Below are 15,308 nucleotides of genomic sequence, written 5' to 3' on the forward strand. Positions count from 1 at the left end.
CGCGAATAAAGGCTAGGCGCCCCCTTCGCTCCTACAGAGAGCGACAGATGACCTGTGTTGCGACACTAGTGCTCAACCCAACTCACGCGCCAGCTCGATCAGCGCGTCGCGCCAGGCGGCGGTGCCGGGTAACGCCAGGAATGAGGGGTTGAGCAACGACTCGCGGGCCTCATAGGTCAGCGTACTGCCGTCCAGGTTCAGCACTTCCCCGCCAGCCCCTTCGAGCACGCCCTGGGCCGCCGCCGTGTCCCATTGCGAGGTAGGTGCCAGGCGCGGGTAACAGTCGGCCAAGCCCTCAGCCAGTTGGCAGAACTTCAAGGAGCTGCCCACGCTGACGCAGTCGAGCTCGCCAAACCGCTCGGCCATGCCGGCCAGCAGACGCTCCTGCGCCGGGCTGCTGTGGCGCCGACTGGCGACCACGGTAAACGCCTCGGTAGGCGCACCGCGCACCTGGATCGGCCGCACCGACTGATCCGCATCCAGGCGCTCGGCACCCAGCCCGGCACCGCCGTAGTAACAGCTGCCCGTGGCCGGTATACCGACCACCCCAAACACCACACGCCCGCGCTCGATCAACGCCACGTTGACGGTGAACTCCTCGCTACCAGCGATAAATTCCTTGGTACCGTCCAGCGGATCGACCAGCCACCAACGCTGCCAACCGGCGCGAGCGGCCAGGGCGATATCGGCGGCCTCTTCGGAGAGCACCGAAATCTGTCCATCGAGGGCCAACAACCCGTCATTGAGCAGGTGATGGGCCGCCATATCCGCCGCCGTAACCGGCGAGGCATCGGCCTTTTCATGCACATGCACATCCGCTCGCCAGTGCGGCAAAATCGCCTCACCGGCCTGTTGCACCAGGCCGATCACGGCCGGCAGCAAGGGATGCATCATGGGCGAAACTCCCCGCGTTCGGTGAGCAGGTCACGTGCCAGGTAGAGCGCCGCCAGGGCGCGGCCTTCGCTGAACAGCGGGTGTTGGATCAGGGTCGAAAGTTCGCTCAGGTTGACCTGGTCGACGCGCATCGGCTCGGGTTCATCCCCCGGCAACCGCTCCTCATAGAGGTCACGCGCCAACACCACCTGGATTTTCTGGCTCATATAGCCCGGCGACAAACTCAACTCGCCCAGGTGTTCCAGCTGCCGCGCGCCAAAGCCGGCTTCTTCCTTGAGCTCGCGGTTGGCCGCCTGCAGCACGTCCTCCCCCGGCTCGATCAGGCCCTTGGGCAGCGACAGCTGGTAATCATCGGTGCCGCCGCAGTATTCCTCGACCAGCAGCGCATGCTGAGCGTCGCGCATCGCCACGATCATCACCGCACCGTAACCGGCACCACGGCCAACCAGGCGTTCATAGGTGCGTTCCACGCCATTGCTGAAGCGCAGTTGCAGCTCCTCGACACAAAACAGGCGGCTACTGGCGACGATCTCACGGGCCAACACGGTGGGCTTCTGACGCATGGGGCGACTCCCGGGCAAGACTTAGCGGGTTATCATAGCGCGGCTAGTCCTATTATTTGCGTAGGATATTGTGCGATATAAGGCCCGCAATCGTGACAAATCTCGCACCCGCTCAAGAGTCCGCCATGCCGCTGCTACCCTGGAATGCCATCGATACCGTCCTGCTGGACATGGACGGCACCCTGCTCGACCTGCATTTCGACAACCATTTCTGGCTGCATCATTTACCCCGTCGTTATGCCGAGCACCATGGCGTCAGCCTGGCCCTGGCCGAGGCGGAACTGCAGCCGCTGTTTCGCGAGCACGCCGGCCAATTGACCTGGTATTGCACCGATTTCTGGAGCCGCGAGCTATCGCTGCCGATCCGCGAACTCAAGCGCGAAGTCGCCGAGCTGATCGCCCTGCGCCCCGACGCCGACACCTTCCTCGCCGCCGTGCGCGATGCCGGCAAGCGCGTGGTGATGATCACCAACGCGCACCGCGATTCGCTGTCGCTGAAACTGGAGCGCATCGAACTGGCGCCCTATTTCGAGCGCATGATCAGCTCCCACGACTACGGCTACCCCAAGGAAAACCAGCAGTTCTGGCATGCCCTGCAGCAAGACCTGGCGTTCGATCCGGCGCGCAGCCTGTTTATCGACGACAGCCTGCCGATCCTGCGCAGCGCCCGCGACTTCGGCGTCGGCCACCTGCTCGCCGTGCGTGAGCCGGATAGCCGTGCAGGTGCCAAGGACACCGAAGAGTTCGCCGCGGTAGAGGATTACCGCGCCCTGCTCGACGGCCTGTCACCCGCACCCTGAGCCTTTCCCACCGCCGCATCTCGCGCCTCTTTATCGACAGGTGATCATGGACATCAAGCAGCTCAAGTTCCTTATCGCCCTCGACGAAACCCGCCACTTCGGCCAGGCGGCCGCGCGCTGCCATATCACCCAGCCGACCCTGTCGATGCGCCTGCGCAACCTCGAAGAAGAACTGGGCCTGGAGCTGGTACGCCGCGGTCAACGTTTCGAGGGGTTCAGCGAAGAGGGTGAGCGCATCCTGGCCTGGGCACGCAGCCTGATGGCCGCCCATGATGGGCTCTACGCCGAGGCCGCCGCCTGCCGTGGGCAACTGGTCGGCACCCTGCGCCTGGGCGTGGTGCCGCTGGCCGGCTTCGACCCCATGCGCCTGGTCCAGCTGTTCGCCGAACAACACCCGAACCTGCGTTTCCAACTGTTCGCCCTGAGCAGCGAGCAGGTACTCGAACGTCTCGCGCGCAATCAGCTGGACCTCGGCCTGTCCTACCTCGACCGACTGGATCGCGAGCATTTCGACAGCCTGGAGCTGGCCGAAACGCGCATGGGCCTACTCTATGACCGCCGCCACTTCCAGTTCACCAGCCCGGCACTGCGCTGGGAAAGCCTGATCGACCTGCCCCTGGGGCTGCTGTCGGCCGGCATGCACTTTCGCCAGTCCATCGACCACAGCTTTCGCTCCCGCGGCCTGACCCCCAGCCCGCGCCTGGAAACCGATGCCGTGCACCAGTTGCTGCAGGCCGCCAGCGCCGGCCTGTGCTGCGCGATCATGCCGCTGAACAGCGGCCTGGCGGACTTTACCGAGCACCTGGCGCTGACGCCGATCGAAGACGCCCACACCCTCGCCCCTCTAGGCCTGATCATGCGCCGTAGTGCGCCACGCTCAGCGCTGGCCGAAGCCTGCTTTAGCGAGGCGGCCAGCCTGCTGCTGAGTAGCCCTGCGCAACTCAGCCGATAGAGCGCATCGATGACTACATTGGCAACAGTGATTAGACGCGCCCCCGTCAGGCGCCTAATCTGATGAGTCAATACGTCGCAGGGAACACCGTCCATGCCACGCGCCACCCACCTCAGCCCGGTCGATGCGGTCTTGCCAACGCCGCCTGTGAGCGGCTACGCCTATCGCGAGCTGGATGAGCCGGCGGACATTGCCGAAGCGGTGCTGGCCGAAGAGTGTGCGCTGGCGATCAGCTACAACGGCATCAGCCATGCCGTGATGATGGTCTCGCCCTCCGCGCTTGAGGATTTTGTCACCGGCTTCAGCCTGAGCAGCGACCTGGTGCAGTCCATCGACGAGATTTATGACATCGTCATTCACCGCGCTGGTGCCGCCATCAGCGCCGAGGTGCAGATCAGCAACCGCGCGTTCTGGGCACTCAAGCAGCAGCGCCGGCAACTGGCCGGCACCAGCGGTTGCGGCCTGTGCGGTGTAGAGGCGCTGGACCAGGCACTGCCCACCCTCACGCCGCTGACTCCGACGCCGCTGCCACCGGCCGTGCACCTGCAGGGCCTGCGCGAACGCATCAACGAAGCCCAGCGCCTGGCGCGCCAGAGCGGTGCCCTGCACGCGGCGCTGTTCGTCGACGCCGACGGCGCCATCGAGCTGTGCCGCGAAGACATCGGCCGGCATAACGCCCTCGACAAACTGATCGGCGCGCTGCTGCGCAGCGGCCATGCGTCTGCCGGTTTTGCCGTGGTCACCAGCCGCTGCAGCCTGGAACTGATTCACAAGGCCGTGCGTGCCCGTATCGGCACCCTGGTCAGCCTGTCCGCGCCCACCGCCCTGACCGTACAGTGGGCGCGCCAGCATCACCTCAACCTGATCCACCTGCCCCATCACAGCGCCCCCCGGGTCTACAGCCCGGCGCCGCCTGCCAGAGAGCAACGACCATGAGCCTGCAACCCGTCAACCCTCGCTACAAACCCTACCGTGGCGCCGCAGCCGGCTGGGGCGCGCTGCGCAGCGTCGCGCATTTCTGGCTGGACAGTAAGCAGCCGTTCAAGAACCTGCGCGCGCTGCTCAAGACCAACCAGAATGGCGGCTTCGACTGCCCAGGTTGTGCCTGGGGCGACTCACCGGAAGACGGCCACATCAAGTTCTGCGAGAACGGCGCCAAGGCGGTCAACTGGGAAGCCACCAAGCGCCGCGTGGATGCCGCCTTCTTCGCCCGCTACAGCGTCAGCCAACTGCGCGAGCAGAGCGACTACTGGCTCGAATACCAGGGCCGCCTGACCGAGCCGATGCGTTACGACAGCGCCAGCGACCGTTACCTGCCAATCAGCTGGGACGCCGCATTCAGCCTGATCGCCGAGCACCTCAAGGGTCTCGAAAGCCCTAACCAGGCCGAGTTCTACACCTCGGGCCGAGCCAGCAACGAAGCCGCATTTCTCTACCAGTTGTTCGTGCGTGCCTATGGCACCAACAACTTCCCCGACTGCTCGAACATGTGCCACGAGGCCAGCGGCGTTGCCCTCGGCCAAAGCGTGGGCATCGGCAAGGGCAGCGTGACCTTCGACGATTTCGAGCACGCCGATGCGATCTTCGTGCTTGGCCAGAACCCCGGCACCAACCACCCGCGCATGCTCGAACCGCTGCGCGAAGCGGTCAAACGCGGCGCTCAGGTGGTCTGCTTCAACCCGCTGAAAGAGCGCGGCCTGGAGCGCTTCCAGCACCCGCAGCACGCCCTGGAAATGCTCACCAACGGCTCCGAACCGCTCAACACGGCGTTCTTCCGTCCTGCCCTGGGTGGCGACATGGCAGCCCTGCGCGGCATCGCCAAATTCCTCCTGCAGTGGGAGCGCGAGGCCCAGGCCAAGGGCGAGCCGGCGGTGTTCGACCACGCCTTTATCGCCGAGCACACCGACGGACTGGACGACTACCTGGCGCTGCTCGACGCCAGCAGCTGGGACAGCCTGGTGGCCCAGTCCGGCCTGAGCCTGACTGAAATTGAACAGTCCGCGCGCATGTACCGGCGTGCCGAAAAAGTCATCATCTGCTGGGCCATGGGCATCACCCAGCACCACCATTCGGTGGCGACCATTCAGGAAATCGTCAATCTGCAACTGCTGCGCGGCAACCTCGGCCGTCCGGGCGCGGGCCTGTGCCCGGTACGCGGCCACAGCAACGTGCAGGGCGACCGCACCATGGGCATCAATGATCGCCCGCCGGTGGCCTTCCTCGATGCCATGGAAAAGCGCTTCAGCTTTGCCGTGCCGCGTGCCAACGGCCACAACACCATTGAGGCGATCAACGCCATGGTGCGCGGCGAGGCCAAGGTGTTTATCGGCCTGGGCGGCAACTTCGCTCAAGCCACGCCGGACAGCCCGCGTACCCACCAGGCCCTGCAGAGCTGCGCGCTGACCGTGCAGATCAGCACCAAGCTCAACCGCAGCCACCTGACCACCGGCACCGACGCGCTGATCCTGCCGTGCCTGGGCCGCACCGACATCGACCACCAGGCCACCGGCCCACAGGCGGTGACAGTGGAAGATTCGTTCAGCATGATCCACGCCTCTTTTGGTCAACTCGAACCGATTTCGGCGCAGATGCGCTCGGAACCGGCCATCGTTGCCGGTATCGCCAAGGCCACCCTGGGCAACCACCCGGTGGACTGGGACGCGCTGATCGCCGATTACAGCAAGATTCGCGAACTGATCGCCGACACCATCCCCGGCTTCGCTGACTTCAATCAGCGTGTGCAGCATCCGGGCGGGTTCTACCTGGGCAACTCGGCGGGCGCGCGGACCTGGAAGACCGCCACGGGCAAGGCCGGCTTCAAGGCCAATGCCCTGCTCGGCGACCTGTTACCGCCCCAGGTACGCGAAAGCGGCCAGACCCCGGACCTGATCCTGCAGACCCTGCGCTCCCACGACCAGTACAACACCACCATCTACGGCCTGGACGACCGCTACCGCGGCGTGCGCGGCCAACGCCAGGTGCTGTTCGCCAACGAGGCAGACATCATCCGCCTGGGCTTCAAGCCGGGGCAGAAGGTCGACCTGACCTCGCTGTGGAATGACGGAGTGGAACGCAAGGTCTACGGCTTCACCCTGCTGGCGTTCGATATTCCGGCGGGCCAGGCAGCGGCGTACTACCCCGAAGCGAACCCCCTGGTACCCCTGGAGAGCTACGGCGCGCGCAGCTTCACGCCCACCTCCAAGTTCATCGCCATCCGCGTGCATGCCGCGCAGGACGATCAACGCATCGCCTAAATGGCTTGGACCGGCGTCCTTGGGCGCCGGCCCAAGAGCCAGGCCTGGCAAGGCCCGCTCGTCGTTTAATGTCCCATTGCCTGCATAGCCCAGCGCTACCCTCGCGCCTGATCAGCCATCGGCTGCATCGCCTCATCAGAACCCCGAAACCGTTCGCCGCAGCCTGACTGGCTGCGCCGACCCACTGGATTTCTCATGCGCCTTGCACCCCTGGCCCTGCTCAGCCTGCTGTCCTTCGCCGTCGAGGCGAGCACCCTGCAGCGCGAGCTTGGGCCTTACCAACTGAACCTCGGCACGTCGCCCAGCCGCAGCATGGCGCAAGGGTTGGTGCAGCCCCAGCACAGCAGCAGCCTGCACGGCGGTTTCGACCTCAGCCACCCCAGCGGCTGGTACCTGGGCCAATGGTCACCGAGCATTGGCGTGCTGCCGGGTAAACGTACCGAACTGAATCACTACCTGGGCTACCGCAGCACCTTGAGCGAACAGCTTGGGGTCGAACTTGGCACCATGCGCTACAGCCATCCGGGCTACAGTCACCTTGACAGCCAGGACCTGTACGCCGGTCTGACCCTGGGTGAACGGCACCTTGGTCTGGCCTTCAGCGACGAACCCAGCCGCCGCGACGCCACCCTGCTCGCCGACTTCGGCCGGCTTACCCCGCTGGGGCTGGCCGTACGCCTGCGTTATGCCAACCACCTGCTCGACAGCCCGACGACGCTGGATGACGGAAGCCAGGTGCGTCTGTTCAACGACTGGAGCCTGAGCCTGTCGCGGCCCTGGCTGGGTATCGACCTCAACCTCTCGTATTCCGACTCCAGCCTCGACGAAGAGGCCTGTACTGCCTACAGCGGGCAGAACAGCCGCTGTGAAGGCGAACTCAGCTTCGAGGCCAGCCGCGTCTTCTAAACGCGATAAAAACCCTTAGCGTGCGGAATTTCTCGAAAAATCAGGCTCTAAGGTTACGTCGGTAGCCTGCCCGGCAACGGGAGGGCACCGCCAATACCCGTCCGCACCGGACTTTTTCGAGGTTTGCAGTATGCGTACATTTCTTTCTGCGCTGGCCCTGACGGCCCTTAGCCCATTCGCCTTCGCCGACAGTGGCAAAGTCGCGGTCGGCAGCGGTCTGGGCGGTGTGCTGGGAAATATCGTTGGCCAACAGGTGGGCGGCAGCACCGGCGCTGCCATCGGAGCTGGCCTGGGCGGTGCCGCTGGCGGAGTGATCACCGCCAGTGACCGCAACAAGACCGAAGCCGCACTCGGCGGTGGCCTGGGTGCAGCCGGCGGCTCGGTGCTCGGCGGCCAGTTGGGTGGTAGTACCGGCTCAACCATCGGCGCCGGCCTGGGCGGTGCCGCCGGTGGCGCACTGGCCAATGAATACGCCGGTGGCAGCGACGGCAAACGCAGCGGCCACCCCGGCAAGAAGCACAAACATAAGCACAAGCATCGCCGGCACTAGAAGCCCGCGTGAAGAAAAACACCGCGATGCCCCAGGCATTCGCGGTGTTTTTCATTGCCGATGAATTAGCTGTTGCCAGACCGATCAGGCTTGTGTGGGAGCGCAGGGGGCACCTAGCCTTTATCCGCGATAATCCTTGAAGCGCTGAAAACATCGCGGCTAAAGCGCAGCGCCGCCCGGCCCCTGCCACACGACCTGACATTGACCGACATTTGATGGTGTCGCGACGATTCGACTTTTCTATCTGTCAGGGCTGTGATGAAATTCTGAAATAATCAGATATGTGATCACAGATGCCCAATGGGCAAAGATGCAGCCCTGCTGCCTGGGCAAGCCATGCGATCCAGACACAGGTATGTCTAGGGGCGCAATGACGAGTAAAATTCTGGCGCTGACGGATGACTTGGATAACTTAATTCAAGCCTATCGCCCTGCGTAGCGACAAGACGGATACGAGCTTTCACGTCATGATGAGCCTTGCCGCCACGGTCATTAATTCTCGATGAATCTCAACAGCCTCTAAAACCAACCCTACTACTTAGCCCTACTGAATCAGGCCCGCGTTGCCGCGCACCATCACCTGCATCCGGAGTGTCGCCATGAACCTACCCAACCCCGCCGACCTGCTGCCCGAGATGGCCACCGCCCTGGAGGCGCACCTGGCGCAGCGGCAGATCAGCGAACCACGCTTTATCGGCATCCGCACCGGCGGCGTGTGGGTCGCCCAGGCGCTGCTCGACGCCCTTGGCCGTGACGATGCGCTGGGCATTCTCGACGTGTCCTTCTACCGCGACGATTTCACCCAGAACGGCCTGCACCCCCAGGTGCAACCGTCCGAGCTGCCGTTCGAGATCGAAGGCCAGCACCTGGTACTGATCGATGATGTGCTGATGAGCGGGCGCACCATCCGCGCCGCGCTCAACGAGCTATTCGACTACGGCCGCCCGGCCAGCGTGACCCTGGTCAGCCTGCTCGACCTGAATGCCCGCGAGCTGCCGATCCGCCCCGACGTTGTCGGCTCCACCCTGTCGCTGGCCGCCAATCAGCGGGTAAAATTGACCGGCCCCACGCCGCTGACCCTCGACCTCCAGACGCTCGCCCACTGAGAAGCCCGCAATGACCCCGATTGCCGCCAAGCGCCCGCTGCAGCTCAATGACCAAGGCCAGCTGCGCCATTTCCTCTCCCTCGACGGGCTGCCCCGTGAGCTGCTGACCGAGATTCTCGACACTGCCGACTCCTTCCTCGAAGTCGGCGCCCGTGCGGTGAAAAAAGTCCCGTTGCTGCGCGGCAAGACCGTATGCAACGTGTTCTTCGAGAACTCCACGCGCACCCGCACCACCTTCGAGCTGGCGGCCCAGCGCCTGTCAGCGGACGTGATCACCCTCAACGTCTCGACCAGCTCCACCAGCAAGGGCGAGACGCTGTTCGACACCCTGCGCAATCTGGAAGCCATGGCCGCCGACATTTTCGTCGTGCGCCACGCCGACTCCGGTGCCGCGCACTTTATCGCCGAGCATGTCTGCCCGAACCTGGCGATCATCAACGGTGGCGACGGCCGTCATGCGCACCCGACCCAGGGCATGCTCGACATGCTGACCATCCGCCGGCACAAGGGCAGCTTCGAGAATCTCTCGGTGGCCATCGTCGGCGACATCCTGCATTCGCGGGTGGCGCGCTCGAACATGCTGGCGCTGAAGACCTTGGGCTGCCCGGATATCCGCGTGATCGCACCCAAGACCCTGCTGCCGGTCGGCATCGAACAATACGGCGTGAGCGTCTACCACGACCTGGCCCAAGGCCTCAAAGATGTCGACGTGGTGATCATGCTGCGCCTGCAGCGCGAGCGCATGAACGGCGGCCTGCTGCCCAGCGAAGGCGAGTTCTACCGCTTGTTCGGCCTCACCGAACAGCGCCTCAAACTGGCCAAACCCGATGCCCTGGTGATGCACCCGGGGCCGATCAACCGTGGTGTGGAGATCGAATCGGCGGTGGCCGATGGGCCGCAGTCGGTGATTCTCAACCAGGTTACCTATGGCATCGCCGTGCGCATGGCGGTGCTGTCCATGGCCATGAGCGGGCAGACCGCGCAGCGTCAACTCAACGCCGAGGAGGCCAACTGATGCGTACGGCAATCATCGGCGCCCGGGTCATCGACCCGAGCAGCGGCCTGGATCAAGTCACCGACCTGTATATCGAAGGCGGCAAACTGCTGGCCATCGGCAACGCGCCCGCCGGTTTCAGCGCTGAAACCACACTCGACGCCCACGGCCTGATCGCCGCCCCCGGCCTGGTAGACCTCAGCGTCGCCCTGCGCGAACCGGGCTACAGCCGCAAAGGCAGCATCGCCAGCGAAACCCTGGCCGCTGCCGCAGGCGGGGTGACCAGCCTGTGCTGCCCGCCGTTCACCAAACCAGTGCTGGACACCTCGGCAGTGGCCGAGCTGATCCTCGACCGCGCCCGCGAAGCCGGGCACACCAAGGTGTTTCCCATCGGCGCCCTGAGCAAAGGCCTAGATGGCGAACAGCTCGCCGAACTGGTGGCCTTGCGCGACGCCGGTTGCGTGGCATTCGGCAATGGCCTGGAGAGCTTTCGCAACAGCCGTACCCTGCGCCGCGCACTGGAGTACGCGGCCACCTTCGACCTGCAGGTGATCTTCCACTCCCAGGACCATGACCTCGCCGAAGGCGGCCTGGCCCACGAAGGCGCCACCGCCAGCTTCCTCGGCCTGCCGGGCATTCCGGAAACTGCTGAAACCGTGGCCCTGGCCCGCGACCTGCTGCTGGTCGAACAAAGCGGCGTGCGCGCCCACTTCAGCCAGCTGACCAGTGCCCGCGGTGCCGAGCTGATCGCCGATGCCCAGGCCCGCGGCCTGCCAGTGACCGCCGATGTGGCGCTGTATCAGTTGATTCTCACCGACGAGGCGCTGATCGACTTCTCCAGCCTCTATCACGTGCAACCGCCACTGCGCTCACGCGCCGACCGTGACGGCCTGCGCGAAGCGGTGAAAAGCGGGGTCATCTCGGCCATCGCCAGCCACCACCAGCCCCACGAGCGCGACGCCAAGCTGGCGCCGTTCGGCGCGACCGAGCCGGGCATCAGCAGCGTACAATTGCTCCTGCCGCTGGCCATGAGCCTGGTCGAGGACGGCCTGTTTGACCTACCGACCCTGCTCGCCCGCCTGAGCAGTGGCCCGGCCAACGCCCTGCGCCTGCCGGCCGGGCGCCTGGCCGTGGGTGCGCCGGCGGACCTGGTGCTGTTCGACTCCAGCGCCTCAACCCTGGCCGGCGACACCTGGTTCTCCAAGGGTGCCAACTGCCCGTTTCTCGGCCATTGCCTGCCGGCAGCGGTTCGCTACACCCTGGTCGATGGACATATCAGCTATCAGGCGTGACGGCTAACGCATACAGGTGCATTACCTCTTTGGGAAGGGCCGGGCGGCGCGCCGCTTCGGCCGCGCTGTCGCGGCTAAAGCCCCTCCCACAGAAATGTGAAGACACCGGCCGGTAGCCTGGGTCGAGCGCAGCGACACCCGGGACACACTCACGAACATCGCCGCATTGATTACCGCGCTTGCGCGTTCTTGATCGACACCTGGGTATTCAGCGTCCAGAAGTCGTAGAGCACGCCGACCAGAAACAGCCCGCCGGTAAACAGGTAAATGACCCCGGTGATCCACTTGCCCTGGTACATGCGGTGCACACCGAACACGCCGAGGAAGGTCAACAGAATCCAGGCGACGTTGTAATCGGTGGCGCCTGCGGTGAAACGCAGGTCGGCTTCGCGGTCCATCGCCGGAATCAAAAACAGGTCGATGATCCAGCCGATAAAAAACAGCCCGAGGGTGAAGAACCAGATGGTCCCGGTCACCGGCTTGCCGTAATAAAAGCGGTGTGCGCCGAGAAAGCCGAAGATCCAGAGTAAATAGCCAATGACCTTGCTGTGGGTGTCCTGTTGCATATGCCTCTCCTGTAGGGACCGATCTGACGCCGCAGGCTACGCGAAGGTTTCCTCACTGGCTATGGCGGCCAACCCTGGGCTTGCCGGTTAGCGCACTCTACTCGATACTGTATGGACAAACAGTATCAGGCAGGTCATTCGCCATGCAGTTGATCGACAAACTTACCGTCCTCGCCGACGCCGCCAAGTACGACGTGTCCTGCGCCAGCAGCGGCGCGCCCAAACGCAGCTCCAAGGGCAAGGACGGCCTGGGTGCCACCAATGGCATGGGCATCTGCCACAGCTTTACCCCGGACGGCCGTTGCGTCGCCCTGCTGAAGATCCTGCTGACCAACTTCTGCCTGTACGACTGCCAGTATTGCGTCAACCGCCGCTCCAGCGATGTACCACGGGCGCGCTTCACCCCCGAAGAAGTGGTCACCCTGACCCTGGATTTCTACCGGCGCAACTGCATCAGCGGGCTGTTTCTCAGCTCCGGCATCATTCGTTCGGCCGACTACACCATGGAGCAGCTCAACCGCGTGGCCAAGCTGCTGCGTGAGGAGCACGGCTTTCGCGGTTATATCCACCTCAAAACCATTCCCGACGCCGACCCGCTGCTGATCGAGGAGGCCGGCCGCTATGCCGACCGCCTGAGCGTCAATATCGAGTTGCCCACCGAAGCCAGCCTGATACGCCTGGCGCCGGAAAAACAGGTCGTGACGATCAAGCAGGCGATGCACTCAATCCACCAGGGCGAGCACCAGGCCCGCGAGGAAAAAGGCTCGCCGCGCTTTGCCCCGGCCGGGCAGAGCACGCAGATGATCGTCGGTGCCGACGCCACCGATGACAGCACCATCCTGCACACCGCTCAGTCCCTGTACGGCGATTACCGCCTACGGCGGGTCTATTACTCGGCGTTCAGCCCGATCCCCCACAGCCCCAACACCGTGCCCTTCGAGGCCCCACCACTGTTGCGTGAACACCGTTTGTACCAGGCGGATTTCCTCATGCGCGGTTACGGCTTCGCGGCCGGCGAGCTGCTCAGCGGCCCCGGCAACCTGGCGCTGGATATCGACCCGAAACTGGCCTGGGCACTGAACAACCGCGAGCACTTTCCGGTCGACCTCAACCGCGCCGAACCGGCGATGATCGCCCGCGTGCCGGGCATTGGCGTGCTCAGCGCCCAGCGCCTGGTCAGCCTGCGCCGGCAAAAACGCATTCGCTATGAAGACCTCACGCGCCTGCGCTGCGCCCTGGAAAAAGCCAAACCCTTTATCGTCACCCACGACTATCGCCCGCAACTCGCCACCCGCGAATCCCTGCTACTGCGCCAGCAGCTGAGCGAAACGCCGCAGCAGATGGCGCTGTGGTGATGCACCTGGTCGAGTTCGATGGCAGCTTCGCCGGCTGGCGCCAGGCCGCTCGACGCTTGTTGCACGAGGGCATTGCGCCGCACGCGATTACTTGGCGCAGTGGCAACGAAGCACCTGGCCTGTTTGACGCAGCCCAGGCCAGCGTGCCGGCTACCGCCGCCAGTGCACGGGTGCGCATCCCCCGGCAATTGCTCGACGAGCTGGAGGCGGCGGCGCGCTTTCGTGTAGCCGACCGCTGGAGCTTGCTCTACCGCATCCTCTGGCGCGTGGCCAAGGGGGACGTGGCGGCAAGACTGGCCGGGGATATCGACGGTAGCGAACTGCACAAACGGCTCAAGGCGGTGCGCCGCGAAGCCCATCACCTGCATGCCTTTCTGCGCTTTCGGCCGTGCCAGAGCGAGGCGTGCGGCGCCGAGTTCGTTGCCTGGTTCGAGCCGGCCCATGACATCCTGGCCAGCGCCTCGCTGCATTTTGCCGAGCGTATGGGCCGCCACCGCTGGCTGATCGCCACACCCGACGGCGCGGTATTCTGGGATGGACAGCAGTTACAGGAGCAGCGCCCTTGCCCGCCTGCCTGGCGGGCCCTGGCTGAACAGCCAGTGGATGAGGGGCAGGCGCTGTGGCTGGCCTACTACGGCAGCACCTTCAACCCGGCGCGGCTGAATCGCAGCGTGTTGGAGAGCAACTTGCCGGTGCGTTTCTGGCGGCACCTGCCGGAAGGGCCGCTGATCCCGCAGCTGATGAGCCAGGCACGCGCTGGGGCGCAGCGCGATGGCCAGGCGGCCGCGGTGGCGCGCCAGGCCGGCAAACGTATCCGCGCCGGTGTCAGCGGAAACGCCGACCCGGATCGTCCTGACTGACTTCCAGAGACAACCCCTGGGACATAGTGGTCAGGTGGTCGCCGTCGGCTTCCGAACCCAGCTTGATCATCAGGCGCAGGTCGTTGGCCGAGTCGGCATACAGCAGGGCGTCTTCGTAGGTGATCTCGCCCTGGCTGTAGAGGGCGTACAGGGCCTGGTCGAAGGTCTGCATGCCCTGCTCGGTGGAACGTTTCATCAAGTTCTTGAGCTCGTGCACATCACCCTTGCGGATCAGGTCGGCGGCCAATGGGGTATTGATCAGCACCTCGATCACCGCCCGGCGGCCCTTACCGTCCGGGGTCGGGATCAGTTGCTGAGCGACGATGGCCTTGAGGTTGAGTGACAGGTCCATCCACACCTGATTCTGCCGATCCGCCGGGAAGAAGTTGATGATCCGGTCCAACGCCTGGTTGGCGTTGTTGGCGTGCAAAGTCGCCAGGCACAGGTGGCCGGTTTCGGCGAAGGCCACGGCGTGGTCCATGGTTTCGCGGGTGCGCACCTCACCAATCAGGATCACGTCCGGCGCTTGGCGCAGGGTGTTCTTCAGCGCCACCTCGAAGGACTCGGTGTCGATGCCCACTTCGCGCTGAGTGACGATGCAGCTCTGGTGCTGGTGAATGTATTCGATCGGGTCTTCGATGGAGATGATGTGGCCGCTGCTGTTCTTGTTGCGGTAGCCGATCATCGCCGCCAGGGAAGTGGACTTGCCGGTGCCGGTGGCGCCGACGAAGAGCACCAGGCCGCGCTTGGTCAGGGCCAGCTTCTTGAGGATTTCCGGCAGTTTCAGCTCATCCAGGGTGGGGATATTGGTTTCGATGCGGCGCAGCACCATGCCGGCCAGGTTGCGCTGGTAAAAGGCGCTGACGCGAAACCGGCCGATACCCCGAGCGCTGATGGCGAAGTTGCATTCGTGGTTCTCAGCGAAGTCACGGCGCTGCTGCTCGTTCATAACCCCGTGCACGGTCTCCCGGGTCTGTTCGGGCGACAGCGCGGTTTTGGTCACGGGCATGATCTTGCCGTTGACCTTCATCGACGGCGGCACACCCGCAGTGATGAACAGGTCCGAGCCGCCCTTTTCGACCATCAGGCGCAGCAGTTTTTCGAATTCCATGGGTTATCTCGCCATCGCCACCACGCGCCGTGCATCGAATGCCGCTGGGGCGCGTGTTTCGCCAGCAGCCCGCTACCCGGCACGCCTTGCGGCGGCCGGAAACGC

The 15,308-nt window shown here is 64.6% G+C and carries 15 protein-coding genes; 11 read left to right on the forward strand and 4 right to left on the reverse strand.

The window, feature by feature from the left end; genetic code table 11:
* Positions 1–72 precede the first annotated feature (72 nt).
* Positions 73–894 carry a 3'(2'),5'-bisphosphate nucleotidase CysQ gene (cysQ, locus tag BMW49_RS17225; RefSeq protein ID WP_069518731.1) on the reverse strand — a complete coding sequence of 274 codons (822 nt, stop codon included), beginning with the start codon at positions 892–894 and terminating at the stop codon, positions 73–75.
* Positions 891–1,457 carry an ADP compounds hydrolase NudE gene (gene nudE / locus BMW49_RS17230; protein WP_069518733.1) on the reverse strand — a complete coding sequence of 189 codons (567 nt, stop codon included), beginning with the start codon at positions 1,455–1,457 and terminating at the stop codon, positions 891–893. Before nudE ends, cysQ begins: the two co-directional genes overlap by 4 nt.
* Positions 1,458–1,582: 125 nt before the next feature.
* Between nudE and yrfG the strand changes: the two genes are divergently transcribed.
* The 9 genes from yrfG to BMW49_RS17275 all read left to right on the forward strand — a co-directional run bounded on the left by yrfG (position 1,583) and on the right by BMW49_RS17275 (position 11,311).
* Positions 1,583–2,257: a GMP/IMP nucleotidase gene (yrfG, locus tag BMW49_RS17235; RefSeq protein ID WP_069518735.1), complete on the forward strand. Its 675-nt coding sequence runs from the start codon at positions 1,583–1,585 to the stop codon at positions 2,255–2,257.
* Between the two features lie 46 nt (positions 2,258–2,303).
* Positions 2,304–3,209, forward strand: a complete 906-nt coding sequence (locus BMW49_RS17240; protein ID WP_069518738.1) for a LysR family transcriptional regulator — start codon at positions 2,304–2,306, stop codon at positions 3,207–3,209.
* A 93-nt stretch (positions 3,210–3,302) separates the two neighbouring features.
* The gene (fdhD, locus tag BMW49_RS17245; RefSeq protein ID WP_069518740.1) at positions 3,303–4,145 is read left to right on the forward strand and encodes a formate dehydrogenase accessory sulfurtransferase FdhD; all 843 of its coding nucleotides are present in this window, start codon (positions 3,303–3,305) and stop codon (positions 4,143–4,145) included.
* Entirely contained in the window at positions 4,142–6,463 is a 2,322-nt protein-coding gene (locus BMW49_RS17250) for an FdhF/YdeP family oxidoreductase (protein WP_069518742.1), read from the forward strand. Before fdhD ends, BMW49_RS17250 begins: the two co-directional genes overlap by 4 nt.
* Positions 6,464–6,658: 195 nt before the next feature.
* Complete coding sequence (locus tag BMW49_RS17255) at positions 6,659–7,369, forward strand: TorF family putative porin (RefSeq protein WP_069518746.1); 711 nt, start codon at positions 6,659–6,661, stop codon at positions 7,367–7,369.
* A 130-nt stretch (positions 7,370–7,499) separates the two neighbouring features.
* On the forward strand, positions 7,500–7,919 hold the full coding sequence (locus BMW49_RS17260; RefSeq protein WP_069518748.1) for a glycine zipper domain-containing protein: 420 nt from the start codon (positions 7,500–7,502) through the stop codon (positions 7,917–7,919).
* A gap of 599 nt (positions 7,920–8,518) precedes the next feature.
* Entirely contained in the window at positions 8,519–9,025 is a 507-nt protein-coding gene (pyrR, locus tag BMW49_RS17265) for a bifunctional pyr operon transcriptional regulator/uracil phosphoribosyltransferase PyrR (RefSeq protein WP_069518750.1), read from the forward strand.
* Between the two features lie 10 nt (positions 9,026–9,035).
* Complete coding sequence (locus BMW49_RS17270; RefSeq protein WP_069518752.1) at positions 9,036–10,040, forward strand: aspartate carbamoyltransferase catalytic subunit; 1,005 nt, start codon at positions 9,036–9,038, stop codon at positions 10,038–10,040.
* On the forward strand, positions 10,040–11,311 hold the full coding sequence (locus BMW49_RS17275) for a dihydroorotase (protein WP_069518754.1): 1,272 nt from the start codon (positions 10,040–10,042) through the stop codon (positions 11,309–11,311). Before BMW49_RS17270 ends, BMW49_RS17275 begins: the two co-directional genes overlap by 1 nt.
* 170 nt (positions 11,312–11,481) lie before the next feature.
* Here BMW49_RS17275 and BMW49_RS17280 read toward each other — a convergent pair whose 3' ends face one another.
* Complete coding sequence (locus BMW49_RS17280; RefSeq protein ID WP_069518756.1) at positions 11,482–11,877, reverse strand: NINE protein; 396 nt, start codon at positions 11,875–11,877, stop codon at positions 11,482–11,484.
* Positions 11,878–12,020: 143 nt separating this feature from the next.
* Here BMW49_RS17280 and BMW49_RS17285 point away from each other — a divergent pair, with 143 nt between their 5' ends.
* Both BMW49_RS17285 and BMW49_RS17290 read left to right on the forward strand, forming a co-directional pair.
* Complete coding sequence (locus tag BMW49_RS17285) at positions 12,021–13,232, forward strand: putative DNA modification/repair radical SAM protein (RefSeq protein WP_069518758.1); 1,212 nt, start codon at positions 12,021–12,023, stop codon at positions 13,230–13,232.
* Complete coding sequence (locus BMW49_RS17290) at positions 13,232–14,092, forward strand: TIGR03915 family putative DNA repair protein (RefSeq protein WP_069518760.1); 861 nt, start codon at positions 13,232–13,234, stop codon at positions 14,090–14,092. The genes BMW49_RS17285 and BMW49_RS17290 overlap by 1 nt, the downstream gene beginning before the upstream one ends.
* Here the strand turns inward: BMW49_RS17290 and BMW49_RS17295 are convergent.
* The gene (locus BMW49_RS17295) at positions 14,058–15,203 is read right to left on the reverse strand and encodes a PilT/PilU family type 4a pilus ATPase (RefSeq protein ID WP_069518762.1); all 1,146 of its coding nucleotides are present in this window, start codon (positions 15,201–15,203) and stop codon (positions 14,058–14,060) included. The two genes, BMW49_RS17290 and BMW49_RS17295, sit on opposite strands and share 35 nt — an antisense overlap.
* Positions 15,204–15,308: the final 105 nt, after the last annotated feature.

Origin of the sequence: Pseudomonas cuatrocienegasensis, from assembly GCF_900110925.1 — a bacterium.
Lineage (GTDB): Bacteria > Pseudomonadota > Gammaproteobacteria > Pseudomonadales > Pseudomonadaceae > Aquipseudomonas > Aquipseudomonas cuatrocienegasensis.